Origin of the sequence: Bradyrhizobium sp. 63_E2_N1_3 (genome assembly GCF_052076005.1) — a bacterium.
GTDB classification, from domain to species: Bacteria; Pseudomonadota; Alphaproteobacteria; order Rhizobiales; family Xanthobacteraceae; genus Bradyrhizobium; species Bradyrhizobium barranii.
Genome location: NZ_CP197235.1, coordinates 8326985 through 8351673 on the forward strand (window position 1 = coordinate 8326985; position 24689 = coordinate 8351673).

Here is a 24689-nt window from a genome sequence, read left to right on the forward strand (position 1 = left end):
GTAACTCGAAGGAGCTCACATGAACGACCTGCATACGTGGCTTTCGCAACAGCACCACGGCCTGCGCACCTTCCGGACATTTCAGCAAAAGCTCGAGACGCTCGGCCGGGACGATCCCGCCCAGCGCGGTCTTTGCCGCCTGTTGAGCGGCCTCGTCGGCAGCTATGTCGAGGCCTTTGACGAGGAGCCGCTGCCGGTCGAAATCGCCGATGGCGCATATCAGCGTCTGCTAACGCTGGTCGAGAGCATCGATCTTCACGGCGACGCCGACCGCCGGCTCGCCGACATCAACCGCGTGGCGGAGAGTGAGCTCTGGCGGTGAGAGGCGGCACGGCCGTCGCCATCGCCCCGGCTTGATCACGAGAGACGCGTGTAGGTCGTGTTCATCGTGTAGTCCTTGCGTGGACCCGATACGACATGACGGACGACGAACGTTCCATCCGGCCGAAACATGTAGGCCGACTGATAGTCGTCGTGCTTGCAAAGATGGCTCGCACGTCCGCTCAGCACTCCCCCGGAAGATGCGGACAGTGAAATCTCGTGAAACAGCCGCGGCGGATCTTCCCTGAAGAAGACCTTGAATCCTCCGTCGCTGTTGCTGAAGACGTATTCGCGTTCGGCCTGCACAATGGTGCCGTTCGCGAGCTTCAGATGTCCCTGCTCACGATAGGCCAACCGCCCCCCGTCCAGTGGCGTGAAGATCGCGATACCCTGCATCGTAGCCTGGCCTTCGATGACACGGTCGAAGGACCACGAGCCGATCAGCTTTTTCGTGACGTCCGAGGCGTCACCCCAAAAATCGATCATGACTTCGTTCATATCTTCAGACCTGCACATCAACCAACCGGTCCAGCCTCACAGGACCCGCAGCCGGGAGTTCGACTTCGGCGAGCCGATACCTATATCCTACCGCAACGAAATGGTGATGCAGTGAGCAGCTTTGATGGCCAGGAGACGCACGACGGAAGCGGACGCCGACGACCTCCCCCGCTATTTCGTCTGGGTCCGGGGCCTCGAGGGCCCCGAGCCGCAGAAATGGATGGCGATGGATTTCGGCATCGGTGACTGGAAGCGGCCGCAAGTGCTGGCCTTTCTGGAGCTGCCGGAAGGCGAACGGCACCTGCCGCTGTCGGCGCTGGCGCGCCGCTATCCGCCGCCGCGGGTGGAGACCTAGCGCTCTCTCACTTCCCCCTCGCCGCGGTCGGCGTCAACCCAAACCGCCTGCGGAAGCAGCGGTTAAAATAAGAGAGATCGTTGAAGCCGCAGGCAAAGGCGATGTCGCTGATGCGGCCCTCGCGGTGCGCCAGGAGGTCGGCGGCCTTGCGCAGACGCAGCTCAGTGAGGCGGGTGGTGAAGCTGGCGCCGGCCTCGAACAGCAGTTCGTTGACGTAGCGCTCGGAAAGGCCGGCGGCGGCGGCAAGCTTCTGGGCGGAAAAACCCGGCTCGTGGAAGCGCGCCTCAAGAATCGACAGCACGGCCTTGAGCCGCACGACGCGCAGGCCCCCGCGTCGCGCGGCAGTGGCGATATCGCTGCGGGCACCGAGACCGATCGCGGCAAGGTCGAGCAGATGGCCGGCGATCGCCATGCCGGCCTCGTCGGCGGCCGTGGGATTGCGGAGGAGGAGATCGCTGTAATCCATCGCCAGCGACAGCGCGCCGCCGGGCTCGAGCTCGCAGCCGACGAGATCGTCGATGTCGGCGACCATCGCGCGCAGCGTATCGACCGGCAGATGCACGTTGGTGAAACGCTTTTGGCTCGCGCCGTCGGCCGCGAAGAACGGCTCGTCCAGCTTGAGCAGCACCATCGCTCCCGGCCGCATGGTGAATTCGCGGCCACGATGGATCACCTGAGACGGAAGATCTCCGGTGTTGCGCGCGAGGCAAAAGCGGTCGTCGCCGGTCTCGATCACCTGGCGCTTCTCGCGCCGGACCGTGACGAAGCTGCCGTCGCAACGGCCGAGCATGGTGGTGCCGATATGGATCGAGTTCATCGTGGCGCGAAACGGCACGTCGGACGCCGGATCGAGCTCGCCGGTGTTGGAGAAATGCTCGAACAGCTCCGCGAAGCGGATGAAGCGCTGCCGGTCGGACAAGTCCTGCGGCAGCATCTCGGTCGAGAGCGACTTCCTGATGACGGACATCGAGAACGACTTTTCGAGAATGGCTTTTCTAAGTTCTTCAAAAAAAGACTTGGCGCTCGCTGAACCTCGCACGCCAAACGGACGCCCGCAGAAGACCAGCATACCGCAAGCTATCAGCACGCCAACGTGAATCAAGCTGCGCCGGTCAGTCCAAGCTGCGACGGCGCTGGCGCCGGTCAGTCCAAGACGCCCCGCACAGGCGGGCCCTATTCAGGCCGCGGATGCGGCATCCCGGCACAGACGGGACTGCATCCGGGCAAACGGGCGGCCCCAGCCTGACGCCCGCTGGAGGAGACAACGACATGCGAACCTCTCTACCCCGCAGCCTCGTGCTCGGCGGCGCCATCGCGACCAGCCTCTGCATCGGTTACGCGCTTGGCGCGCAGCCGCACATGGACGAAGCCATCGCGATCCTGCAATCGGCCCGCGCCGAGCTCGGCAAGGCAGAGCCGAACAAGGGCGGTCATCGCGAGAAGGCGATCGGGATGATCGACCAGGCGATCGCCGAAGTACGCGCCGGCATCGCGTTCGCCGCCGGCCATTGAAGCAACGGCATTCGGGAGGAAGACATGATACGCACCCTGTTTGCCACGGCTCTCACGCTCGGCGCGATCACGGGCGTTGCCCAGGCCATGCCGCTCACCCTGCTCAACGCAGCCGCGAACGGCGACGTCATCGCGGTCGCCGGCGGCTGCGGCCCCGGCTGGCACCGCGGCCCCTATGGCGGCTGCCTCAGGAACTACGCCAACCCCGCCGCGCATGCCTGCCCGCGCGGCTACCATATCGGCCCCGGCGGCGCTTGCCGCGGCAATGGCAGGTAGGAGCTGAACATTCCGCCTCTCCCCGCTCGCAGGGGAGAGGCGTCCGCCGACATCGCGCCTCTCGCCACCGGCACCAGCAAGACCAAACGTTTTCGTAACCGTCATGCCGCGGCGTCCGACCGCGGCAGGGCGGCGGCGCGATCCCGCTTGCTACCTCAACGGGACTATGCACAGAATGCACCTGTTTTCATAACACAACCATTGATTGAAATCGTGGAGTACTGAACGGCTCCGGCCTGAAGTGCTTCACCGTCGATTGCCAGAGGGGCCCCATGACCCACCATGATGGCGCGCAGAATGGCGATTCTGCCAGACCCAAGCACACGCATGACGATGCAAGCGCCGGCGGGCCGACCGCCACCACCCTGTCGAAGCGCAAGCTGGTGCTGTTCGCCGACGGCACGGGCAACGCGTTCACCGCCCAGGAATCCAGCGTCTGGCGGCTCTATGAAGCGCTCGACCACACCCAGCCGGACCAGATCGCCCACTACATCAAGGGTGTCGGCACCGCCGGCTGGGCGCCGCTCGCAGCCATCGACGGCGCCACCGGCATCGGCGTTCCCTCCAACGTCCGCAAGCTCTACCGCTTCCTGTGCTGGAACTGGCGCGAGGGCGACGAGATCTACATCTTCGGCTTCAGCCGCGGCGCCTTCACCGCGCGCACGCTGGCGGCGCTGATCGCGAGCCAAGGGTTGGTGCCGGCGGAAATCAAGGGCGAGCCGGTCTCGCATGCCGAGATGGAGCGCAACGCCATGTCCGCATGGCGGGAATACCGCAAGGAATCGGTGGGCTATCGCAGCCTGCCGACGATCTGGATTACGCGCTGGATTCGCGACCTGCTGCTCATCATCTACCATTTCGTCTGCGGGCACCGCTCCTATTGCACGGTCCGCAAGGCCATGGCCGGCCGCAAGAACGTCAAGATCGAATTCCTTGGGCTGTTCGACACGGTCGAGGCTTTCGGCGTACCGATCGAGGAGCTGCGCGTCGCGATCGACTGGGCAATTTGGCCGATTTCGTTCCGCAATCACCGGCCCTCGCGCAAGGCGAAGCACATCTGTCACGCGCTCGCGCTCGACGACGAGCGCACCACCTTTCATCCGCTGCGGATCGACCAGAGCCGTCTAGCGAATGACCAGACTGTCAAGGAGGTGTGGTTCGCGGGCGTCCATTCCGACATTGGCGGCGGTTACCCGGAATCCACCCTCTCCTTCGTTCCGCTGGTCTGGATGACCGAGCAGCTCGGTGGCCAATTGCGCTTTCAGAACGGCACGATCGAGCGTTTCCGCGAGTATCAATCGGCGATCGGGCCAAAGCACGATTCACGCAGCGGCGCCGCCGTGCTTTACCGCTACGGTCCGCGGCCGATCCTCGAAGGCGATGTGAACGGCGGCAAACCGGTCGTTCACTTCGCCGTGGTCGAACGAATGCTGTTCGGATGCGACGATTATGCGCCGATCATGCTGCCGGCGAACGCGCGGGTGCTGATGCCCGACGGAAGCATCAAGGAGCTCACCAACGACGGCGCGCACCAGGCCATGCATGACGCCTACGCGAAGAAAGCGAGGCGTCCGATAAGCAAGGAGGAATCCGACGCCTTCACTGGAATGAAAGCGCCAGACGCGGACATGGCGAATCTGGCGCGCGGCGCCGTGTGGTGGCGACGCGTGGCCTATTTCGCGCTCCTGATCATGACGGGCATCATTGCCGCCTGGCCGTGGATCGCCCACAAGATCATAGATACATCCGGCAAGAGCCTGCGCGATTTTGTCAGCAACATCGACTGGGGTTTCAGCGCCATACTCGGCTCCGTCGCGAACCTGCTCAAGAACGTGTTGCCCTCCTATGCGGGGCCATGGCTCAATATCGCACTCTATTATCCTGTCGCGACCTCACTCGTCGTGCTGGTCACGTGGTGGGTCTGGAGCATCAACGCCTCGCTGCGTGATGGCATCCAGGAGCGGGCGCGGCTCGCCTGGTACCGGCCGGAACGGAAGGCGAGCGCAAAAAACCTCAGCCGGATGAGTTGGTTGTTCAGGTTTGGCGGTTTGATGCAGCGAAATGCGCGGTGGATGAGCTTTCCGTTCACCAAGATCATCTTTCCCGTCGTCTCCATCGTCGTCATCTACGCCGCGGCCTTGCTGATCGCCTCGAGCAGCTTCTTCACCTGGCGCGTCGCGACCGGACAGGTTTGTGAAGCCCCGGAAACAAAAGCCGAAGAGGCGCAGAAAAAGGGAGCGAACGTCGCGATAGACATTCCGCCAGCCAAGCCGGTGGGCGACAACGCGCTTCCTGCGACCGAGCTTTTCAACGTCAACCAGTTCTGCTGGGCAAGCAGGCTCGCCGTGGAGAAGGGCCGCAAATACCGGGTCTGGATCGATATCGACCAACGCTGGTTTGACCGTACGATCATGACCGGCGTCAACGGATTCCAGACCTACGAAAACCACCATTACCTCGCTCTCCCGACCCGGCGACTGTTCGGCGCGGACTGGTTCCAGCCGGTCGTACGCGTCGGCGAGAAGGGCCTGAACGATCGGCCGCTGCAGGCCATGAACGTGATGTCGGCAGATGAACTGCCGCGCCGCATTGACCCGACCCTTCCCGAGGAAAATGCTCAGGATGAGCCAAAAAACAGATATCCCGTCCGCATCGAAAGCGCTGAGGAATCGAGCACGGACGATGCGGCGAAGCTGACGAAACTCAAGGCCGATATCGCGAAGATGGGCACATTCGATGCGCTTCCGCCAGACGAGTCGGCACGCAAGGTCTGGGACACGCAGAAACTTGCAGACCGGATGGTGGCCGAATTCACCGCACCTGATTCCGGCGAGCTGTTCTTCTACGTCAACGACGCCGTGCAGATCGTCCCGGGCTTCCTGCGATGGCTGGCTCCGGCAAAATACGCCGACTATTTCGGGCCGGACGAACAATACTACAAGAACAACAGCGGCACGGCGCGGATCACGGTACAGCGTCTGCCCGCGCCGCCGACGCCATCGGCTGCGGCAAAGCAGTAGGCGCCGGCCACAACGGAGCGGAAGAGTGACAACGCCCCCATGATTATGGGTGTCGCGGCGTCCGCGCCGCGGCTAAACTTGGCCTCGCGCCGCGGGGGACACGCGGTGCGGGACGATGAACATGAGCGAACAGGGCGAGACGGGTGAGGCCATCACCATCCTCCTCGTCGAGGACGACGCGCCGACCTGCTGGCGGCTCCAGGATGCGCTGGTCAAGGCCGGCTACAAGGTGCGCAGCGCAGGCACGCTCGGCGAGGCGCGCCAGGCCCTGAACGGCGGCGCGCCGCGCGTGCTGCTGACCGATCTGCGGCTGCCCGACGGCCATGGCATCGAGCTAATCCGCGAGACCCGGCAGCGCTTTCCCGACACCGAGATCATGGTGATCTCGGCGCTCGGCGACGAGGAGAGCGTGATCTCGGCGATCACCGTCGGCGCCACCGGCTATCTCCTGAAGGACGCCTTCCCGACCGATATCGCCACCACCGTGCGCGATCTGGTCGCCGGCCATTCGCCGATCTCGGCCTCGATCGCCCGTTTCATCGTGCGCAGAACGCAAGGCGTCGCGCCGAGTTCGGTCGAGCCGCCGCGGGGTCCCGTACTCAACACCGCACGACTCACCCCGCGCGAGATCGATATCCTCTGGGGCATCGCAAAGGGTTTCAGCTACGCCGAGATCGCGAGCCATCTCGGCCTCTCCAGGCAGACCGTGCCCGGCCACATCAAGAACATCTATCGCAAGCTCGAAGTGCACACGCGCAGTGAAGCCGTGTTCGAGGCGGTGCAGCAGGGCCTGATCAAGCTGTGAGCGAGATCGCGGTGAAAGCACCTGCGCGACCGCGGCGCCGGCTGATCGCGGCGCGCCTCGTGCCCTATCTGCTGCTACAGGCGCTGATCGTGATCGTCACCATCCAGGGGCTGCGGCTGCTCCAGCCCAGCGACCCCGACGATTATGCCGTGAGCGAATTTTCGCTGCGGGAGGACGGCACGACCCGGGCGGTGACGTTGCCGCATTTCACGTCGTCGCGCTACGCGCTCCAGGACCCGCCGCTCTATTCGGGCACGTTCGTCTTCAAGCCCGATGCGGCAACACGGCCTGGTCGGTCTTTCTGCCGCGCTTCAGCAACGGCGTGGAGGTCGCGGTCAACGGCGTCGCGATCCTGGACTCCCGGCGCGATCCCACCGCCAACCGGCCCGACCGCAACACGCCGGAGATCGCACTGATCCCGTCGTCGCTGCTGCGCGACGGCAGCAACGAGATCACCGTGCGGCTGTTGGTGTGGGGTCCGCTGCGAGGCTTCCTCGACACCGTCTATGTCGGGCCGGACGAAAGCCTGCGGGGAGCCTACGAGACGCGCACGCTGCTGTTCGTGACGCTGCCCGTGGTGTTCTCGGCCTGGCAATCGTTGCTGGCGGTGATCCTCGCCATCATGTGGCTGATGCGACGCCGCGAGCCGGTCTATGGCGTGCTGGCGGCAGGAATGCTCGTCGGCGCGATGCAGGCCTTCGCGCCGGCGCCGCTGCCGCCCGCGCCTTATCCGCGGCTGGCCGCCATCCTGCTGGCGTCCGCGCCGATCGAGAGCGCGCTGGTCGTGACGTTCGCGGTGCTGTTCTTCGGCTGGCGCTGGCCGCGCTACGGGCTGCTGTTGTTCGCGCCGGGGCTCGTCATCCTGCTGGTCGGGCTCTTTGCGGGCCAGCCGATCCCGCGCATCACCTTCCTGTTCCTCGGCGTGCCGACCGTGGGCCTGTGCCTGATGCTGCTGGTCGTCATCCTGACGTGGGCGGTGATCAGGCGGCAGGACGCGGCGAGCTTTACCTTCGGCTGCGCCGTGACCATCGTGCTGACCTGCTGGTTTCACGACATGCTCTCGGCGTTCGAATTCGTGCCGGACGATCGCACCTTCGTCACGCGGCTGTCCTATTCCGCGATGCTGGTGGCGATAGGCGCCGGACTGACCTGGCGCTTCGCCCGCGCGCTCAACGAGGTCGACAGCTTCGCCGGCCAGCTCATCGCACGCGTGCGCGAGGCCGAGGAGCGGCTGAAGGCAAGCTTCGCCCGCGAAGAAGAGCGGGCGCGGGCCGCCGCACTCGCCAACGAGCGCACGCGGCTGATGCGCGACCTGCATGACGGCCTCGGCGGCCAGCTCGTCAGCATCGTCGCGCTCTCCGAGCGTGGACACGAGGGCGCGACCATCACGGACGCTGCGCGCGCCGCGCTGAAGGATCTGCGCCTGGTCATCGATTCCATGGACGACATCGGCGGCGACCTGATGCTTGCGCTCGGCTCCTGGCGCGAGCGTGCGGCGGCACAATTGCGGCCACACGACGTCGCACTCGAATGGCACGTGGCGACGCCGCAGGGCCTGCCGCTCCATCCCGAACTGCGGCCATGGCACGTCATCCAGATCGTGCGCATTCTCGACGAGGCCGTGACCAACGCGGTCAAGCACGCGCAGGCGCGCCATATCGTTGTTACCATCGAGACGCGCGACGATGGCCAAGGAGATGGTGACCGGCCGTGTGGCGTGATCAGCGTTGCGGACGACGGCATGGGCTTTGCCCTGTCCGGCAACGGCGAAGCCGGGAGTGCAGGCCAGACCGCGCGGGGTCTGCGCAACATGCGAAGCCGCGCCGCGCGCTGCGGCGCGGTGCTGGATCTGGCCTCGGATTCCTCGGGGACGCGCGTACGGCTGCAACTACCGAAAATCTTTCCCGATAGCGACGCCGCCGCCACGGGCTGAAAAGCCCCCTCCCCGAACGTGTGGGACGCACGGAGAGAGGGAACGGGCCGGATTATCGTCATGCGGAGGACGGGGGGTTCGTCCGCAAGTCATCCTTTCGCCCGAAGCGATGCAATCAACTCAATCAAACGAGATCGTCAGCGCACGCCGACGCGATTGACCGGGCCTCCGCGATTCATCGGCGTTCCCGCACGAACGCCGACGCCGGGCGCGCCGACCCCGGGCGTCGCCACCGCGACCGCGGCGGCCGGCGCAACCACCACTGCCCCGGTCGGCCGCACCACGCAGCCCTTGGGCACGCCGACCGTCTTGCAATAGACCACCGCCTGCGCCGGGCTCGTGCCCAGCGACACCATCGCCGCACCCGCGAGCATCATGACCGTCAGGCCGGCGCTCAGCGCTCCCACGTTTTTCGACATCTTGCTCTCCTGCTTCCCGTTCGGCGCCCCGATGCAATCACCGGGTTTCGCAGCCGACGTGCAGCCTGAATGGCAAAAGACGGCGCGCGGATACATGCCATGAAGATGGGGGTGTGGCGGGCGAGCCGATGCCATGAACATGGCATGGACCGGCAACGCCCTCCGCGAGATGGTCCGGCTCACCCGATCCCAGCGGGACCCGTCACAATCCCAAAGAGATGTTTCATGAAGACTTCAGTTCTTGCCGCGCTGCTGCTCGCTGCCGCCATCCTGCCCGCCGCTGCGCAATCCGGTCCGACGCCGCAGGAGCAGATGGCCTGCCGCGGCGACGCCGGCAAATTCTGCGCCGAACATGTCGGCAAGCCGCCGCAGATGAATGCCTGCCTGCGCGAGAACAAGACAAAGCTCTCGGACGCCTGCCGCAAGGTGGTGGAGTCGCACGGCGGGTGATCTTCTTCCCCCTGTGGAGAAGGTGCCTTGCCAATGGCAGGCGGATGAGAGCTGCCTCGACGCACCCAGAGCAGAGACTCTCTACCGCGAGCCACCCTCTCCCGCGAAGAAGGGAGGGGGACAGCAGCTAATTCGTCAGGCCATAGACGTCGATGCGGCCGTCATAGGTCGGGCGATAGATGCGGCCTTTCCAGACGATCGGACGGTTGAACTTGGGATGCATGAAGGCGTGCTCCGGGCCCCAGTCCTCGCTGTCCCAGATCACCTGGAGCCGTTTGGAGCCATCCGGATTGGTGGCGAAATTCTGCGCGTCGTAGACCAGGAAGCGGCCCGGACTGAGAATCATGTTGCTGTCCTGATAGGGCACCATCGCCACGATGATGCCATCGGTGCCGTTGTTGGCGGCAAGCGTGATGCTCCAGCCAGGCATGCCGCCCGGCGGACGCGGCGATTGCGGCGAGGCGATCTCGTTGCCCCCGGCGAGATAGGTCGTTCTCCCGTCGGCCGCAATCGACCAGGCCCGCAAGGCGCTGTTCTCGCCGCCGACGAAATGCATGGTGCCGTGGGTGGCGGACTGGAACAGCAGCGGCGTGCCATGCAGATGCCGCGTCGCGCCGCCGGGAAACACGTTCAGCTCCATCGGTGACGCCGGTGCCGGCGGCACGGCGGGATCGAAATACGTGTACAGGATCGGTGGCATGAGAAGCCTGTTGTAGTTCGCCGCGAAATGGCCGGCCGCAAGTTCGCCCGGCTGCGTCTTGCCGAGCGCATTGGCATTGCCGGTGTAGAGGATGCCGTCCTTGCCCGCGGCCAGAATGGCATGGGCGGAGGCGACGTAGACCGGACCGCCGGAACCGAAATCCTGGTCGCCCCACATCGACTCGTTCATCGCCTCCATGTGATGCGCCACGACCGGCGCGATCTGCGCATCGGTTGCACTGCGACCCGAGGTGACCGCGACATGCGGCATCTCGCGCGCATACCGAGGCTTCAGCGTCATTCCCATGCGCCTTGCATGCGCGATCACAGAGGGCAGGGAAACATTCGACGGCAACGCCAGTTCGTCATTGTCGTCGTCGGCGGCTGCTGCGTCCGCGGCCGCGCCGACCCGGTTGGCGTCGGTCCATGGCGCCCACCACGACATGACCTCGAAATGCGCATGGCTTCCGGTGTGCAAGGCGAGCCGCACGATGCTCTCGCCGAAATCGCCATGCTGCGGCGAGAACGCTCCGTTGCCGGTGATGACGTAGATTGAACCGTCGGGAGCGAGGGCCGGGCCGGCCCCGCTCTGCCACAGCCCGCCGCCGGAGCCGGTGACGGTGGAGCACCACGACGCAGCGAGCCGCCAGGCATGGACGTCGACCGCGAGCAGCCAGCCGCGCGCCGTCTTCGACGTCTCGGCGATCGTGCCGAAGGGAATCAGCACGTGGTTCCGCGTCAGCGTCAGGGCGCTGCGCTGCTTGCGCTGGGCCGAGACGAATTTCTGCACCGGCAGGCCGTTCGGCGGCGTGTAGACCGCGCCCTCCAGGTTCAGCAGCCCGTGCACCTTCGAGCCGTCGCGGATCCGCAGCGCCGCGAGGAAATGCTGCCCCTTGGCGACGCTGCCGTCGTCGCTGATCCAGGCGCAGGCATAGAGAATGCTCGCCCCCTCGTCGATCACCGGGGTCGAGAGAATGCCCCAATGGACGTTGGTCATGTGGCCGTCGATCACCCTCGTTCCGACGATGGGACGCCCCAAGTTGGTCGCCCAGATCTTCTCACCGGTCACAGCGTCGAATGCATAAACCCAATTGCCCATGCTGGCCTGCAAGATCAGGTCGCGGGTCTTGCCGTCGGCCGTGTGCACGCCGCCGACCGCCAGCGGCTGCGCCTCGAGCCTGGGATCGTCGGGAATCGGAAGGCTGAAGAGTTTGACGATGCCCCTGCTGCGGACGGCGGTCGCCGTCAGCACCGTCTCGGAATTGTTCGCACCGGTACGGGCACGGTCGTAGCTGCGGGTCGTGACGGAGGCGACCATGGTCAGGCTCCGTAGGCGAGGAGGCTTCCGGCCGCAATCAGGCAAGCCGCCGCAAGCGGTCGTACGTCGCGCAAGCCTGCGCGCCACCCGCTCGACACGGCGGCTCCGCAGGCAAAGCCGAGCCCGGCCATGATCGCGCTCGACAGTGCGGCAACGGCCGGCGCATCAGGCGTGCGCGACACGAGATTGTCGATCGCCAGCAGCGGTGGCAGCACATAGAACCAGCCCGGCGCATTCAAAAGACGTTGCGCGATGGGGTGGCGCACGACCAGCGATGCGCCGCACGCGATCAACAGGATCGCTGCGAGCCCGCCCGCGACCGGCATCGTGACGCCGAGCGCGGAACCCAGCGCATCGCAAGCGCCGAACATCAGAATGAGCGGCAGCACATGCGGTTGCGGAACGATGAGTGCGAGCGCAAAGGCCACGATGAGACTGTCCGCGGACGTCCACAACAGATGTATCGACATGGAAACCTCTAAAAGGTTTGCAATGCGAAATAAGTGAGGTCAGTCGAGAAGGCCGCCCCGTCGTCCGCCTTCGAGGGCCATTGCAGCGCGGTGAAGCCGCGATTCCGCGCGTGTCGCGCGAGAAAGTGGAGCAGCCAGGCAATGCCGGCTCTATCAACCGGCGTCGGCACGGTGACGCCTTCGCGGTACGGCGCGAAGAAGCGACCCCAAGCTAACAGCGCTACGCCCATGACGCGGCCTTTGGCTAGCGACGCCAATCATGCATTGAACGGAGATCGTCTGGAAGTTGAAATTCGAGACAAGCACGTCCGCAGAACGAACCGTCGCTCACGATCGCGTGCACGACGGCGAGGATGGGCGCTAATCGTCGTCAGACCCGAACAGCCTGATCTGCGGCAAGCCGCCGCGCGGCCGGCTCGCGACATCGCGCGCGTCGGAATCTTCGCGGATGTTGCGCGCGACGTCATCCCAATCGGTGCGGTCGCGCATGCCGCGCGGCTCGCGGGGATCGTAGTGCCGGCGCTCGGCCCAGCGCTCGCGGCGCTCCGTGCGGCGCCGTTCGGACGCGGCGCGCTTCACATCGGAATCCCTGGCCTTGGCATAGGCGTTGTCGGGTGAGGATGGCTGCTCTGTCGATGCCTGCTGCTCGGCAGGCTTTGCGACTTGCGGAGGCGATGCCGGTGCCGGCTTGGGCGGCTCGGCCGCGGCCGCCTGGGAAGGCTGCGGCGCTGGCGGCTCGGCGTTCGCTTGACTTGCCTGCCTGTCGGGCTTTGCGGGTTCGGATTTGGCTTCGGCCTGTGCCGGCGCGGCGATCATGGCGCCGAAGGCTTGCGAGCCGGTGAGATATTGCAAGCGCTCGGACGGAGCGTCCGTCGTCGCTGGTTTGGCGGCTTCAGCGCGCTGCGACATCTTGCTCGTGTCCGGCCCCTGCTTGGGCGCGACCGGATTCATGATATTGCCGGCGACGATGCCGCCACCGAGACCAATGGCGATGGCGGCAACGATCGTTCCGGCACCGACGAAATAAGCTGTCGAGGCGCGCATTGATCCACTCCCTCTTTGGAGCGGGCAACGCTTGCCGATTGCCGGATGTTCCCGATGCGGGGCGCAGTTCCCGGAGGAACTTGCGCGTCAGATCTGCTGCGCGACTTTTTCAAGCCCGATGATGCGGGCGAGCTTGCGCACTTCTTCCTTCTGATCCTCGCGCAACTGGAACAGCAGCGGCATTGCGGCCGACTTCAACTGCTGGACCTCGTCGCAGTTCGGATCGATCGGCACGCCCGGCGCGTTCGGATTGGAGAGCTTGTTCGCAGAGATCTTGCGGACGACATTGCGCAGCGCGGTCTCGACCGAGGGCCAGTAATATTCCTGCGACGACGACAGTTTCAGGCGATCCCTGATGCCCGCGATCTGTACGTCGGACAGCAGCGAATAGCTTTTCTGCGGCTGCGGCTTGGCGGCGACCTTCGGCTTGGCCGGAGCTTCGACCGGAGCCTCTGCGGCAGCAGGCGCTTCATGCACACTCGCCTTGGGCATCGGGAAATCGGCGGGCGTTGCGGCGGCAAACGCCTGGCGCAGCGGCTCGGTCAGCACCGGCGCCTGCGAAAGCTTGTCGGCGGGGACCTGGACCGGATCGATCGCGGCCGAGGCCAATGCCAGCGTCGGGACCAGGCGGTCGGCCTTGGCGGCGCGATTTGTCGAAAGCTGCTTGGGCGGCGGAGCCTGCGTGATCATCTCTGCGCTGACGCTGGGCACGCTGTCACGGCCAAGGATGGCGGTGGTGGCGGCGCCGAGGACGAGGAAACAGGTCAGCACGACGATGGTGATGGCTTTGGACAAACGTCTCTCCAGGCCCAGCTTCAAGTCCACGTGATGGGTGCCCGGAAACTGGGCGGTAAATAAGGCTTAACCGTGCCATCGTAACGGCAATCGCGCGGACTGCGGCGACATGCCCGAAATCTCAAGAAAATCAGGCAGCTAGCGCCAGGTCGTAGGCATCCTGGATGTCGGCGACGATCTCGGAGGCCTCCCAGACCGCGCGCGGCTCGACCGATTGCAGCGTCACCGTCCAGTTGCCGCCCCGGCGGGTGCGGGGGACGCTGAGGATGTCGAAGCGCACGTTGCGGCACAGCGGATGACGGGCCAGAGCATGGGCCACGCGGACCCGGATTTCGTCCAGCGTCGCGGCTGTCTTGCTATTGAGAAAATCGAAGTCCATCGCCTGTCCCTCTCGGTCCTGATTGGCGGCCGTGAGGGGATTCTTGGCGGGCGTTGGTTAATCTGCCGTTAAGTACGGGGCCGCGGGGGAGCGCTCGATTAACTGTGATCGGGGCCGACGGCCCCTCCTCTCCCTCCCCCGCAAGCGGGGCGAGGGGAAGGACGCCGCCTACCGCCCGCCCGCATCGCGATATTCGGCGAGGGTCCGCGCCACGAGATCGTCGACCGCCATCACGCCGGTCACGCCCGATGTCGCGTGCCCCCCGCTCCAGATATCGCGCCAGCGTTTCGGGCGGTTTTCGCGCGCGTCGACGTCAATGTCCTTGCCGATGTCGATCGCGCCACGCGCCGGCAGATCGTCGGGATCGAGGCCCGCAGCCACGATCGACGGCTTCAGCATGCTGGTCTGCAACCCCGTGAACGCGGTGGTCAGCAAGATGTCGTCGGCGCTGCTGTCGACCAGCATCTCCTTGTGGCGCTCGTCCGCCATGCTCTCGCGCGTCGCGATGAATTTCGTGCCCATGTAGCCGAGATCGCAGCCGAGGACTCCAGCCGCATGCAGCGCGCGGCCGTCGCTGATGCCTCCGGCGAGCACGATGATGCCGTCAAAGAATGCGCGCACCGCGCGGACGAACGCGAACGGATTGAGCCAGCCGGTCTGCCCGCCGGCGCCCGCGGTGAGCAGCACCAGCCCGTCGGCGCCGGCTTCCGCCGCGCGCTGGGCGTGGCGGATCGAGGCCACGTCCGCCAGCACCAGCGCGCCGGCATCGTGCAGCGGCTTCAACACCGGCGCGGGCGACCCAACAGAGGTGATGACGATCTCCGGCTTGTGTCGCAGCAGCACCGCGAGATCCTGCTCAAGCCGCGCGTTGGAGCGATGCACGATCAGGTTCGGGCAAAGCGGCGCGGCCTTGCGACCTGTGTGATCTTCGTGTTGCCGCAGTCGCGTTTCGATCTCGGTGAGCCACGCCTCGAGCTGTTCCGTGCCGCGGCAATTCACGGTGGGGAAGCTGCCGATCACGCCATTGCGACAGGCCGCGACCATGAGTTCGACGCCCGACACCAGAAACATCGGCGCCGCGATCAGAGGCAGAGCGAGACGATCACGGAAGTGTTGCAGTCGATCGGATGTCACTCACGCCTCCTTGCACGGGCTTTGTCGTTCCATCCCGCATTCTCTGTGCTAGCGTTGCGCACAAACATTGGCACGTCAAAAGCCGATGACAAAACAACGGGGAAACATATGTCCGATCCGCTCCACGCATCGTCCCCGACTTGCGCGCAGACGCTGCGGGCACTGTCGCGCTATCCCGGCCGCACCGCTTTCGCCTGGCCCGGTGGATCGCTGAGCTATCAGGGCACCATCGACCTGATCGGACGCATCCAGGCCGTGTTCATGCGGCTGGGCTTGCAGCCCGGCGCGCGCGTCGCGTTCCTCACCGCGAACCGTGCCGACACCTGGTGCGCCGGTGTCGCCGCGCAATTATCCAGGCTCTGCGTCACCTGGCTGCATCCGCTGGGATCGAGGGCAGACCAGCTCTTCCAGCTCGAGGATTCCGAGGCCGAGATGCTGGTGGTCGATGCCGCCACCTTCCGCGATCGCGGCGGCGAGCTTGCCGCGAGTGCGAGCCGGCTGAAGGCAGTCTTCACCACGGGACCGGCCGACTATGGCGTCGACCTCCTGCAGGCGATCGAGATCGAAGGCCATGCCAGCGCGCATTGCTTCGCCGGCCCCGACGATCTCTCAACGCTGAATTACACCGGTGGCACGACCGGAAAATCCAAGGGCGCACTGCGCTATCACCGCGAGAACGCCGGGGGTGCTGCCGCGATCCTCGCCGACTTCGAGATCCCGGACACCCCGCACTATCTCGCGGTTGCCCCGATCAGCCATGTCGCCGGCACGAAAGTCGTGCCGACGCTGATGCGCGGGGGCACCGTGCACATGCTGAAAGGCTTCGATCCCGAGGCGGTGCTGGCAACGATCGCGCGCGAGCGCATCAATTTTACGCTGTTCGTGCCGACCATGATCTATGTGCTGCTCGATCATCCCGCCTTAAGCAAGACCGATCTGTCCTCACTGGAGCTCGTGCTCTATGGCGCATCCGCGATGTCGCCGAGCCGGCTGGTCGAGGGCATCGAACGCATCGGGCCGGTGTTCTCGCAGCTTTACGGGCAGACCGAATGCTATCCGATTTCGGTGCTGCGCAAGGCGGATCATGATCCAAAAACGCCGGAGTTGTTCCTGTCCTGCGGTTTCCCGATCTCGGCCTGCGAGGTCAGGATCCTGGACGACAACGACCAGGAAGTGAAGACGGGCGAAGCCGGCGAGATCTGCGTGCGCGCGCCGCATGCCATGGCCGAATACTGGAAGCGGCCCGACATCACAGCCGAGACGCTGAAGAATGGCTGGGTCCACACCGGCGACGTCGCGCGCAAGGACGAGCGCGGCTACATGTTCATCCTCGACCGCAAGAAGGACATGATCGTCTCCGGCGGCTTCAACATTTTCCCGCGCGAGGTCGAGGACGTGCTGTCGCAGCATGCGGATGTCGCGATGGTCGCGGTCGTCGGCATTCCCGACGAGAAATGGGGCGAAGCCGTCACCGCCATCGTCGTGCCGCGTGAGGGGGCACAGCCCGATCCGGACGAGCTGATCAATCTGGTGAGGACGCGAAAAGGCTCGGCACATGCACCGAAGCAGATCCAGTTCGTCAAGCAGCTGCCGATGACCGGCGTCGGCAAGGTCGACAAGAAGGTGCTGCGCGCAGGCTTCTGGAGCGGACGGGACCGGTTGGTGGGGTAGTCATCCCGATCTGCAACTTGTAGCAGGCAGCACCGCACGTATTCCCGCGGCCGGACCCCGGGGTTCTACGGGTCGCTGTGACCCGCGAACAACAGCTCGGAAGGGACTTTTCAGGCACGCCGTCCGCGCAATTGCGGGCGAATCAACGAATCAACTAGACCGCTGACGGGGCTGGGAAGCGGAGTATCAAATGAGAGTCGCTTCCTTGGAAAGTGCGTTGGCCGCGATCACGTTGATCACGGCTATCATCGTCCTGCTGTGGGAGATCAAGATCGTCTACGGCAGCTGAACTGGCAGGACGCTGGCGTCGAACAGAGACCTCCGGACAAGAAGAGGTTCGCGACCAGGGCATCCCTTCCGCGGCGGCGGAAGTCTGCCGTTCCATCGGCGCAAGGAGCGATCACGGCGCTTGCCGACACGCTTACCGCTTTTCGATCACCAGACTCTGCACCGCCCGGCCGAAATAGCCGTGACGATCCGCGAGCCGCGACATCGCGAGGCCGGCGCCGTCGGGACCGATCCAGGATTCGCCGTCGAGCAAGATCCACTCGCCGACCGGCTGGCGCGATAGGTTCACGGTGAGGTCGGCATTGATGTAGGTCCAGGCACGGAAGTCGAGCGTCGAGGCGGTGCCGTTGGAAAAGTCGGCGGCGACCACGGCGCGCATCGCCTGCGAGACCGCTTGGCCTTCGACCAGCGGGTGGTCGAGGCGAAACCAGATCGCGCCGGCCCCGGCCTGGCCGAAGCGGCCGCGCGCGGCGCGCATCGAGACCATGCCTGCGAACGGACTGGTCGCGCCATGGCCGTCCTCGACCAGCGAGTCCTCGGGCGACGGCAGCGTGACCGGCAACTCCTTGACGTCGTCCGGCAACGGCTGTGATTGCCGCTTGATCTTGAGCACGGTGGCACCGACGACCTGAACACCGTCGGCGAACAACTTGATCTCGCAGAGCTGGATCTTGCGCCCCTCGCGCAAAACCTCGCTCTCGATCGTGAGCGGCGCCACCGGCACCGGGCGCATCAAGTCGATGGTGACGCGCGCAACATTCATCGGCACCGGCGTCGGAATGCGTTCCGCCGCCCACGTCACCAGCGCAGACGGCGCCGAGCCGTGCTGCATGCGCCGGTCCCACGGACCGGCAGCATTGGGGCTGGTGACGACGTTGTTGCCGTCGACGCGGTAAATGGCGGTCATGTTTGCACGATATCTCGGCTGGCGTTCCCCGGACGCAGTGCAGCGCGTAAGCGGCGCGCTGCAGAGCCGGGGTCCATCTGCTGCAGCGATGGGTCCCGGCTCCGCGCAGCAGCGTTGCACGCTGCAGCGCGTCCGGGACACGAGAGCGGTTAGAGCGGCGGGTCGATCGCCTCGTCATATTCCTTCTTGAAGCGCGCAATCAGATCGGCGGCGGGGATGATGCCGTCGACGCTGCCGATGCCTTGGCCCGAACCCCAGATCTCCTTCCAGGCTTTCGGCTTGGCACGCTCGCCGGAGGCATCCGTGCCGAAGTTCATCTTGGACGGATCGGACGTCGGCAGGTTTTCCGGATCCATGCCGGCCGCGAGGATCGACGGTTTCAGATAGTTGCCGTGCACGCCGGTGAAGAGGTTGGAGTAGACGATGTCGTCGGCCGTCGAACCCGCGATCATCTCCTTGTATTTCTCGACCGCGTTGGCTTCCTTGGTCGCAATGAAGGCCGAGCCGATATAGGCGAAGTCTGCGCCGAGGATGCGCGCGGCGCGGATCGCCTTGCCGTTGCCGATGGCACCCGACAGTGCGATCGGGCCGTCGAACCATTTTCGCGTTTCTGCAACGAAGGCCAGCGGCGAGATGGTGCCGGCGTGGCCGCCGGCGCCGGCCGCAACCAGGATCAGGCCATCGGCGCCCTTCTCGATCGCCTTGTGGGCGAACTTCTGGTTGATCACGTCGTGGAAGACGATGCCGCCCCAGCCGTGCACCGCTTGATTGAGCTCCTCGCGCGCGCCGAGCGACGAGATGATCATCGGCACCTTGTACTTGGCGCAGAGCTGCATGTCGTGATCGAGCCGGTTGTTCGACTTGTGCACGATCTGGTTCACCGCAAACGGCGCCGACGGCTTGTCGGGATGGGCACGGTCATAGGCCGCGAGCTCTTCGGTGATCCGCGCCAGCCATTCGTCGAGCAGCTCCGGCGGCCGCGCGTTCAGCGACGGAAACGAGCCGACCACGCCGGCCTTGCACTGCGCGATTACGAGATCGGGCACCGAGATGATGAAGAGCGGCGAACCGATCACGGGGATCGACAGGCGCCCCTTGAACAAGGCAGGCATGGACATAGGCGAAACGATCCTTTGGTGGCGAGCAAATCGAAAGCTGGAGGCCATACCAACAAGGCAATCTTTCCACTGTCAAGTATTGCGTTTTGACGCCGTGGCGGATGCCGTTACCGCAATTCCAACATGCGGAATTCGCTACGAAAATGCGGGCGGCATCACCCAATCAGATCCGGATTGATCAGCCGCTCGAACGAGAACATCTCGTCCCATTTCTCCTGCGTCAGCAGCTTGCGCTCGACCACCACGATCTGGTGCAGCGACTTGCCGCTCTTGTAGCCCTCGCGCGCGATCTCCGCGCATTGCTTGTAGCCGAGCAGCGGTTTCAGCACCGTAACGATACCCAACGAGTTCAGCACCATGTTGCGGGTGTGCTCTTCGTTGGCGGTGATGCCGACAACGCAATTCTCGCGCAGGCTGTTGACCGCGCGCTCCATGGTGCGGATCGAGAAGAACAGCGCGAACGAGATCACCGGCTCCATCACGTTGAGCTGAAGCTGGCCGGCGGAAGCGGCGAGCGTCACCGTGGTATCGAGGCCGATGACGAGGAAGCTGGTCTGGTTGACCACCTCGGGGATGACAGGGTTGACCTTGCCCGGCATGATCGAGGAGCCCGGCTGGAGCTGCGGCAGGTTGATCTCGTTGAAGCCGGCGCGCGGGCCCGAGGCCAGCAGGCGGATGTCGTTGCAGATTTTCGTCAGCTTGCTCGCCGTGCGCTTGAGCACGCCGGAGAGCTGCACATAGGCGCCGGTGTCCGAGGTCGCCTCGACGAGATCGCCGGCAAGGATGAAGTCGACGCCGGTCAGCGCACTCAAATGCCGGACCGCAAGTTTTGGATAGCCGACAGCCGCGGTGACGGAGGTGCCGATCGCGGTGGCGCCGAGATTGATCTCGCGCAGCAGCGCGCGCGCCTCGGAGATGCGGTCGACCTCCTCGCCGATCGTGGTGCCCCAACCGCGGAATTCGGCGCCGAGCGACATCGGCACGGCGTCCTGAAGATGCGTGCGCCCCATCTTCAGCACGCGCTCGAACTCGCGGCCCTTGGTGAAGAAGGCCTCCTGGAGCTGGCGCAGCGCCGTCATGTAGCTCTCGAGCCGCAGGATCAGTGCCAGCCGGAACGCGGTCGGATAGGTGTCGTTGGTCGACTGGCCGTAATTGACATGGTCGTTCGGGCTGACGTGCTGGTAGTCGCCCTTGCTGAAGCCGAGCGATTCCAGCGCGAGATTGGCGATCACCTCGTTGGCGTTCATGTTGGTGGAGGTGCCGGCGCCGCCCTGGATGAAATCGGTAACGAATTGATCCATCATGTCGCCGGCGATGACGCGGTCGCAGCCCTGGATGATCGCGTCCGCAACTTTCGCGTCGACCGCACCGAGGTCGCGGTTGGCCATCGCGGCAGCCTTCTTGACGTAACCGAGCGCCTTCACGAAGTAAGGCTCCTGGTTCATCGGAATGCCGGTGATGTGGAAGTTCTCCTTCCCGCGGATGGTCTGGACGCCGTAGTAGATGTCGTCGGCGATCTCGCGCTGTCCGAGGAAGTCCTGCTCCGTGCGGCTCATGGGCGCTCCTTTGCTGGCGCTACGTCCTCAGTTCTGGCACAGCGCGCTGGTGACGAAGGTATCGGTGCGGCAGTCATCCGGTTTGCGTTGCCGGCCCGGGATCAGAACCTTGGCCGAGCATTTTTCCGCGGAATCGGCGTTCAGGCTCTTGCCTTCCTTGTAGCCCTTGCTCTGGCAGAGCTGGTCGGCGGCCTGCTTGCAGTCGGGCGCGCCATTCGACGAGGCGGGGCAGGCCATGCGCCCCGACACCATGGCCGACGGCGTCGCCAGCCGCGACAGGTCGTTCATGGTCTCGCTCGGGCTTTTGATCGGCGGCAGGATCGAGGGCAGCTTGTCGAACAGCTTGCCCATTTCGTTGATCAGCCCGGGATTTTCCTCGCGCGCCGGCGGCGACGAAGGAGCTGATGTCGAGGGCGGCGGCGCGGTCTGCGGTCCCTGCTCCTGCAAGCCGAGCGCCGGCGGCGCGGATTGCGGCCAGCCGGTGCCGCCGGCACCGAGCAGGAGCGAAAGCACTGCAAATATCAGCGTCCCCGGTCGGAGGACCGGATTGCCGGATCGAACCATCATGACGGCAACCGTAGCCGAACCCGGCGAGGCGGCAAAGCGCGGGGTTATTGAGCGAACATGATCTTTGCGGAGAACGGCTTCACACGTTGCGCTGAGGCGGCCCTTCGGGTCCGGATCATTCCCTAGATCAGCTTGACCGCAACGACGAAGCCGAGCACCAGCACGGCGGCGCCGAGCGCCACCCAGAGACCGAGATGCTTCTCGATCCTGACGCGGATCCAGTCGCCATAGCGGTTGAGCAGGATCGCGACGATGAAGAAACGGCCGCCGCGCGCGACGATCGAGCACAGGATGAACAGGCCGATATTGTAACCGGCAAAGCCCGAGGTGATGGTGACGAGCTTGTAGGGGATCGGCGTCAGGCCCTTGAGCAGGATGATCACCGCGCCCCACTCCGCATAGGAGGCGCGGAAGGCATCGACCTTATCGCCGAGGCCATAGACCTGGATCAGCCAATGGCCGACCGAGTCAAACAGCAGCGCACCGATGGCGTAGCCCAGAAGACCGCCCACCACCGAGGTCGCGGTGCAGACCGCGGCATAGAGCCAGGCGCGCTGCGGGCGCGCCAGCGACATCGGGATCAGCATCACATCCGGCGGGACCGGAAAGAAGGAGCTTTCTGCGAAAGCCACGGCTCCCATGATCCAGAGCGCGTAGGGCTTGTGGGCGGCGTCGATGCACCAGTCGTAGATACGTTTCAGCATGGCGCCGCGATGAAGCACCATGGGACGGATTTGTCCATCGCGAGTTTTGTGACGATTTGGCGTGATCTGGAACAGTGTGTCGCGGTTTTCCGAAAGATCGCGCCCAAACAACAACCTAAAGCGCGATGACGCTTGGCGCCGGTTTCACCGCGCCTTTAGTGGCGCTTGCGCGAGACGCGCCCTTCCAGCGCGACAATTGGCCGCCTGGCGGCAACGCGCGGTGACGCGACTTTGGGCAGCTTCATCGGCGACTTCGGCAGCTTCTCGGCAATGCCGAGCATGTCTTCCCGCCGCGCCATCTCGCGCCAAACATCCTCCGGGCGCACGCCGGCCGAGGCCCAGAGCACCGTGAGATTGTAGAGCAGGTCGGCGCTTTCCCGGATCACGGCCTCGCTATCGCCATTGACCGCGTCGATGACGACCTCAATGGCTTCTTCGGCCAGTTTCTTCGCCATTTTGGATGGCCCACGCTGAAACAGCCGGGCGGTACGCGATGTTGCCGGATCAAGATCCTTGGCCGCGAGCACAGCCAGATATAGCCGCTCAAGCGAATCACTCATGGTACTCAAAACTACCCTAAACCAATGGCGAGCGCGTTAACGCGCAGGGTTAAAAGCGAAAAACAGGCCGCCGCGGCAAGCGCGACGGCCCGTTGTGGTCAAGACTTGGTAGCCAGGGACTTGGTAGCCAAGGACTTGGTAGCCAAGGCTAGTAGCAGTTCTGCATGTAGCCCTGGCCACAGAGCTCCGACGGAGCCGTGCCGCCATAGCGCTGATATTGGTAGTTCGGGCCCGGGCCGTAGTAGGGACCGTAGGCGGGGCCACTGTAATAGGCAGGGCCGCCGTAATAGCCATAACCCGGACCCGGACCGTAATCATAAGCGTAGGCGTCACGGGTCGCAGCGATCGCAAGGCCGGTGCCGACGATGCCGGCGATGGCCGCAGCAGCCGCTACGCCGCCACCACCGCCATGCCAGTGGCGGCCGCCTGCGTATGAGGCGGTCGGGGCGACCGCGGTCAGCGCCAGCACCGCGGCGGTGGCAAAGACGGCCTTGCGGCCGGCAAATCTCGAAAATCGGTCAAACATGTCCTGGACCCTCCTTGGGACCTCGAATGGTGCCTGACGACAGGCTCATGTCCTTCAAACACCCGCAGCCCATGTTGGGTTCCCGAACCCCAACAGAAGCTGAACGGGGTTGCGTCATGATCACGCAACCCCCGCTCATCCGCCGTTCATGTTGGCGCGCGCAGGCTCGTCACTGGCCGGCGCTGCGAGCGTCACGAAACCACAACAATGCGGGACCGGCGCGCCTGATGTTTGCATTCAAGACGATCGCCCTTCGCGGCCTGCTGGCCATTGCAATCTCGCTTGCCGCGCTGGCTGCGCGCGACGTCAGCGCGGCCGAGACTGCTGCGCCGTCCACTGCGATCCACTTCACATTCGATCGTCCCGTCGATGCGAGCATGGCGCCGTTCTTCCTCGCCGCGAAGGACGGCAATTTCGGCACCGAGCGTCTCAACGTGTCCTTCAAGAGCTCAGCCGGATCGCCGGAGGCGCTCGCGCGCGTCGCCAAGGGCGACAGCGAGCTCGCGCTCGTCGACATCAACGAGCTGATCCGCTTTCGCGACAAGGACGATGCCGCGCCGATCAAAGCCGTGTTCGTGTTGTTCAATCGCGCGCCTTACGCGATCGTCGCGCGCAGGAGCCGCGGCATTCACTTGCTACCCGACCTCGACGGCAAGACCGTCGGCGTCGCCGACGGCGATCTGTCGATGCGGCTGTGGCCGGCGCTGGCGCAGCAGAACGGCATCAACGCGTCGCAAGTGAAATTCCACAAGATCAGCGCCGCGGTCCGCGAGCCGCTCCTCTCCGCGGGCCAGGTCGATGCCGTCGCCGGCTTCAGCTATCTCTCGGCGGTGAACCTGCGCGACCGCGGCGTGCCCGGTGGCGATCTCGTGGTACTCCGCTATGCCGACTATGGCTGCGAGGCCTACGGCTTCGCCGTGGTGGCCAACCCCGCTTTCGCCGCCGCGAAGCCCGACGCCGTGAAGGGATTCGTCCGCGCATTGATCGCCGGCGTCAACGCGACCATCAAAGAGCCGGCCCGTGCGGCGGACGAAGCCACGAGCCGGATCGACGACGGCGACCGCGACCTCGAGCGGGAACGCCTTCGCAGCGTGCTCATCGACAACATCCTGACCGACGAGGTCAAGCGCAACGGCCTCGGCGGCATCGACCCGGCGCGCCTGGACCGCTCGATCGACCAGATCGCGCAGGATTTCAAATTCCGCAAACGGCCGGCGGCCGGCGATATCTTCGACGACCGGTTCCTGCCGCCGGTCGCGGGACGGCTGATCAACTGAGCAAAACCAGCAGCTTCCGCTGTATCTCGCGGGCGATCCCTGATTAGAATATGGGCTCACCTCGTTCGATCCGCCTGAGTTCCTCGC

26 protein-coding genes and 1 pseudogene are annotated in these 24689 nt (G+C 65.1%); 10 read left to right on the plus strand and 17 right to left on the minus strand.

Going from position 1 to position 24689, the window contains the following annotated elements:
* The first annotated feature begins 19 nt into the window (after positions 1–19).
* Positions 20–322 (plus strand): hypothetical protein, encoded by a 303-nt coding sequence (locus AB7531_RS39585; RefSeq protein WP_028147344.1) that lies wholly within the window; start codon positions 20–22, stop codon positions 320–322.
* A gap of 35 nt (positions 323–357) precedes the next feature.
* On the opposite strand, the gene AB7531_RS39590 is transcribed toward AB7531_RS39585, so the two are convergent.
* Positions 358–807, minus strand: a complete 450-nt coding sequence (locus AB7531_RS39590; protein ID WP_231143670.1) for a DUF6314 family protein — start codon at positions 805–807, stop codon at positions 358–360.
* Between the two features lie 136 nt (positions 808–943).
* Between AB7531_RS39590 and AB7531_RS39595 the strand changes: the two genes are divergently transcribed.
* A complete protein-coding gene (locus AB7531_RS39595) occupies positions 944–1174 on the plus strand; it encodes a hypothetical protein (protein WP_063985827.1) in 231 nt (76 codons plus the stop codon).
* A gap of 7 nt (positions 1175–1181) precedes the next feature.
* On the opposite strand, the gene AB7531_RS39600 is transcribed toward AB7531_RS39595, so the two are convergent.
* On the minus strand, positions 1182–2141 hold the full coding sequence (locus tag AB7531_RS39600) for an AraC family transcriptional regulator (protein WP_063985828.1): 960 nt from the start codon (positions 2139–2141) through the stop codon (positions 1182–1184).
* A gap of 302 nt (positions 2142–2443) precedes the next feature.
* Between AB7531_RS39600 and AB7531_RS39605 the strand changes: the two genes are divergently transcribed.
* The 5 genes and pseudogenes from AB7531_RS39605 (at position 2444) to AB7531_RS39625 (ending at position 8720) form a co-directional block, all read left to right on the plus strand.
* On the plus strand, positions 2444–2686 hold the full coding sequence (locus tag AB7531_RS39605; protein WP_063985829.1) for a hypothetical protein: 243 nt from the start codon (positions 2444–2446) through the stop codon (positions 2684–2686).
* Positions 2687–2710: 24 nt separating this feature from the next.
* Positions 2711–2962, plus strand: a complete 252-nt coding sequence (locus AB7531_RS39610) for a GCG_CRPN prefix-to-repeats domain-containing protein (protein WP_063985830.1) — start codon at positions 2711–2713, stop codon at positions 2960–2962.
* Positions 2963–3234: 272 nt separating this feature from the next.
* On the plus strand, positions 3235–5982 hold the full coding sequence (locus AB7531_RS39615; protein WP_063985831.1) for a DUF2235 domain-containing protein: 2748 nt from the start codon (positions 3235–3237) through the stop codon (positions 5980–5982).
* Between the two features lie 121 nt (positions 5983–6103).
* Complete coding sequence (locus tag AB7531_RS39620) at positions 6104–6787, plus strand: response regulator (RefSeq protein ID WP_063986733.1); 684 nt, start codon at positions 6104–6106, stop codon at positions 6785–6787.
* Positions 6784–8720: pseudogene (locus AB7531_RS39625) on the plus strand (sensor histidine kinase). Before AB7531_RS39620 ends, AB7531_RS39625 begins: the two are co-directional and overlap by 4 nt.
* Positions 8721–8857: 137 nt before the next feature.
* On the opposite strand, the gene AB7531_RS39630 reads toward AB7531_RS39625, so the two are convergent.
* Entirely contained in the window at positions 8858–9139 is a 282-nt protein-coding gene (locus AB7531_RS39630) for a hypothetical protein (RefSeq protein ID WP_014491556.1), read from the minus strand.
* 225 nt (positions 9140–9364) lie between these two features.
* Between AB7531_RS39630 and AB7531_RS39635 the strand changes: the two genes are divergently transcribed.
* On the plus strand, positions 9365–9589 hold the full coding sequence (locus AB7531_RS39635; RefSeq protein ID WP_063985833.1) for a cysteine rich repeat-containing protein: 225 nt from the start codon (positions 9365–9367) through the stop codon (positions 9587–9589).
* Positions 9590–9716: 127 nt separating this feature from the next.
* Here the strand turns inward: AB7531_RS39635 and AB7531_RS39640 are convergent, their stop codons facing one another.
* From AB7531_RS39640 to AB7531_RS39670, 7 genes are all read right to left on the minus strand, one after another.
* A complete protein-coding gene (locus tag AB7531_RS39640; protein ID WP_063985834.1) occupies positions 9717–11606 on the minus strand; it encodes a hypothetical protein in 1890 nt (629 codons plus the stop codon).
* A 2-nt stretch (positions 11607–11608) separates the two neighbouring features.
* Positions 11609–12076: a hypothetical protein gene (locus AB7531_RS39645; protein ID WP_063985835.1), complete on the minus strand. Its 468-nt coding sequence runs from the start codon at positions 12074–12076 to the stop codon at positions 11609–11611.
* A gap of 8 nt (positions 12077–12084) precedes the next feature.
* Positions 12085–12306 (minus strand): hypothetical protein, encoded by a 222-nt coding sequence (locus AB7531_RS39650; protein ID WP_063985836.1) that lies wholly within the window; start codon positions 12304–12306, stop codon positions 12085–12087.
* A 130-nt stretch (positions 12307–12436) separates the two neighbouring features.
* The gene (locus AB7531_RS39655) at positions 12437–13120 is read right to left on the minus strand and encodes a hypothetical protein (protein WP_231143671.1); all 684 of its coding nucleotides are present in this window, start codon (positions 13118–13120) and stop codon (positions 12437–12439) included.
* Between the two features lie 87 nt (positions 13121–13207).
* The gene (locus AB7531_RS39660) at positions 13208–13915 is read right to left on the minus strand and encodes a hypothetical protein (RefSeq protein ID WP_063986734.1); all 708 of its coding nucleotides are present in this window, start codon (positions 13913–13915) and stop codon (positions 13208–13210) included.
* A 130-nt stretch (positions 13916–14045) separates the two neighbouring features.
* Complete coding sequence (locus AB7531_RS39665; protein ID WP_028147356.1) at positions 14046–14294, minus strand: hypothetical protein; 249 nt, start codon at positions 14292–14294, stop codon at positions 14046–14048.
* A gap of 168 nt (positions 14295–14462) precedes the next feature.
* The gene (locus tag AB7531_RS39670) at positions 14463–15428 is read right to left on the minus strand and encodes an NAD(P)H-dependent flavin oxidoreductase (RefSeq protein WP_063985837.1); all 966 of its coding nucleotides are present in this window, start codon (positions 15426–15428) and stop codon (positions 14463–14465) included.
* A gap of 108 nt (positions 15429–15536) precedes the next feature.
* Here AB7531_RS39670 and AB7531_RS39675 point away from each other — a divergent pair, with 108 nt between their 5' ends.
* The gene (locus tag AB7531_RS39675) at positions 15537–17099 is read left to right on the plus strand and encodes an AMP-binding protein (RefSeq protein WP_231143672.1); all 1563 of its coding nucleotides are present in this window, start codon (positions 15537–15539) and stop codon (positions 17097–17099) included.
* Between the two features lie 421 nt (positions 17100–17520).
* Here the strand turns inward: AB7531_RS39675 and AB7531_RS39680 are convergent, their stop codons facing one another.
* The 7 genes from AB7531_RS39680 to AB7531_RS39710 form a co-directional block, all read right to left on the minus strand.
* Positions 17521–18294 (minus strand): thioesterase family protein, encoded by a 774-nt coding sequence (locus AB7531_RS39680; protein WP_063985839.1) that lies wholly within the window; start codon positions 18292–18294, stop codon positions 17521–17523.
* Between the two features lie 149 nt (positions 18295–18443).
* Positions 18444–19412 carry an NAD(P)H-dependent flavin oxidoreductase gene (locus tag AB7531_RS39685; RefSeq protein WP_014491545.1) on the minus strand — a complete coding sequence of 323 codons (969 nt, stop codon included), beginning with the start codon at positions 19410–19412 and terminating at the stop codon, positions 18444–18446.
* 155 nt (positions 19413–19567) lie between these two features.
* Positions 19568–20968, minus strand: coding sequence for an aspartate ammonia-lyase (locus AB7531_RS39690; protein ID WP_014491544.1), 1401 nt, complete (start codon positions 20966–20968; stop codon positions 19568–19570).
* Positions 20969–20995: 27 nt separating this feature from the next.
* Positions 20996–21535 (minus strand): hypothetical protein, encoded by a 540-nt coding sequence (locus tag AB7531_RS39695; protein ID WP_063985840.1) that lies wholly within the window; start codon positions 21533–21535, stop codon positions 20996–20998.
* Between the two features lie 122 nt (positions 21536–21657).
* Positions 21658–22260: a YqaA family protein gene (locus AB7531_RS39700; protein WP_081369120.1), complete on the minus strand. Its 603-nt coding sequence runs from the start codon at positions 22258–22260 to the stop codon at positions 21658–21660.
* A gap of 134 nt (positions 22261–22394) precedes the next feature.
* A complete protein-coding gene (hisE, locus tag AB7531_RS39705; RefSeq protein WP_028147364.1) occupies positions 22395–22799 on the minus strand; it encodes a phosphoribosyl-ATP diphosphatase in 405 nt (134 codons plus the stop codon).
* A gap of 148 nt (positions 22800–22947) precedes the next feature.
* Positions 22948–23325 carry a hypothetical protein gene (locus tag AB7531_RS39710; protein ID WP_063985842.1) on the minus strand — a complete coding sequence of 126 codons (378 nt, stop codon included), beginning with the start codon at positions 23323–23325 and terminating at the stop codon, positions 22948–22950.
* 227 nt (positions 23326–23552) lie between these two features.
* Between AB7531_RS39710 and AB7531_RS39715 the strand changes: the two genes are divergently transcribed.
* Complete coding sequence (locus AB7531_RS39715) at positions 23553–24602, plus strand: ABC transporter substrate-binding protein (protein ID WP_063985843.1); 1050 nt, start codon at positions 23553–23555, stop codon at positions 24600–24602.
* The last annotated feature ends 87 nt before the right edge of the window (positions 24603–24689 follow it).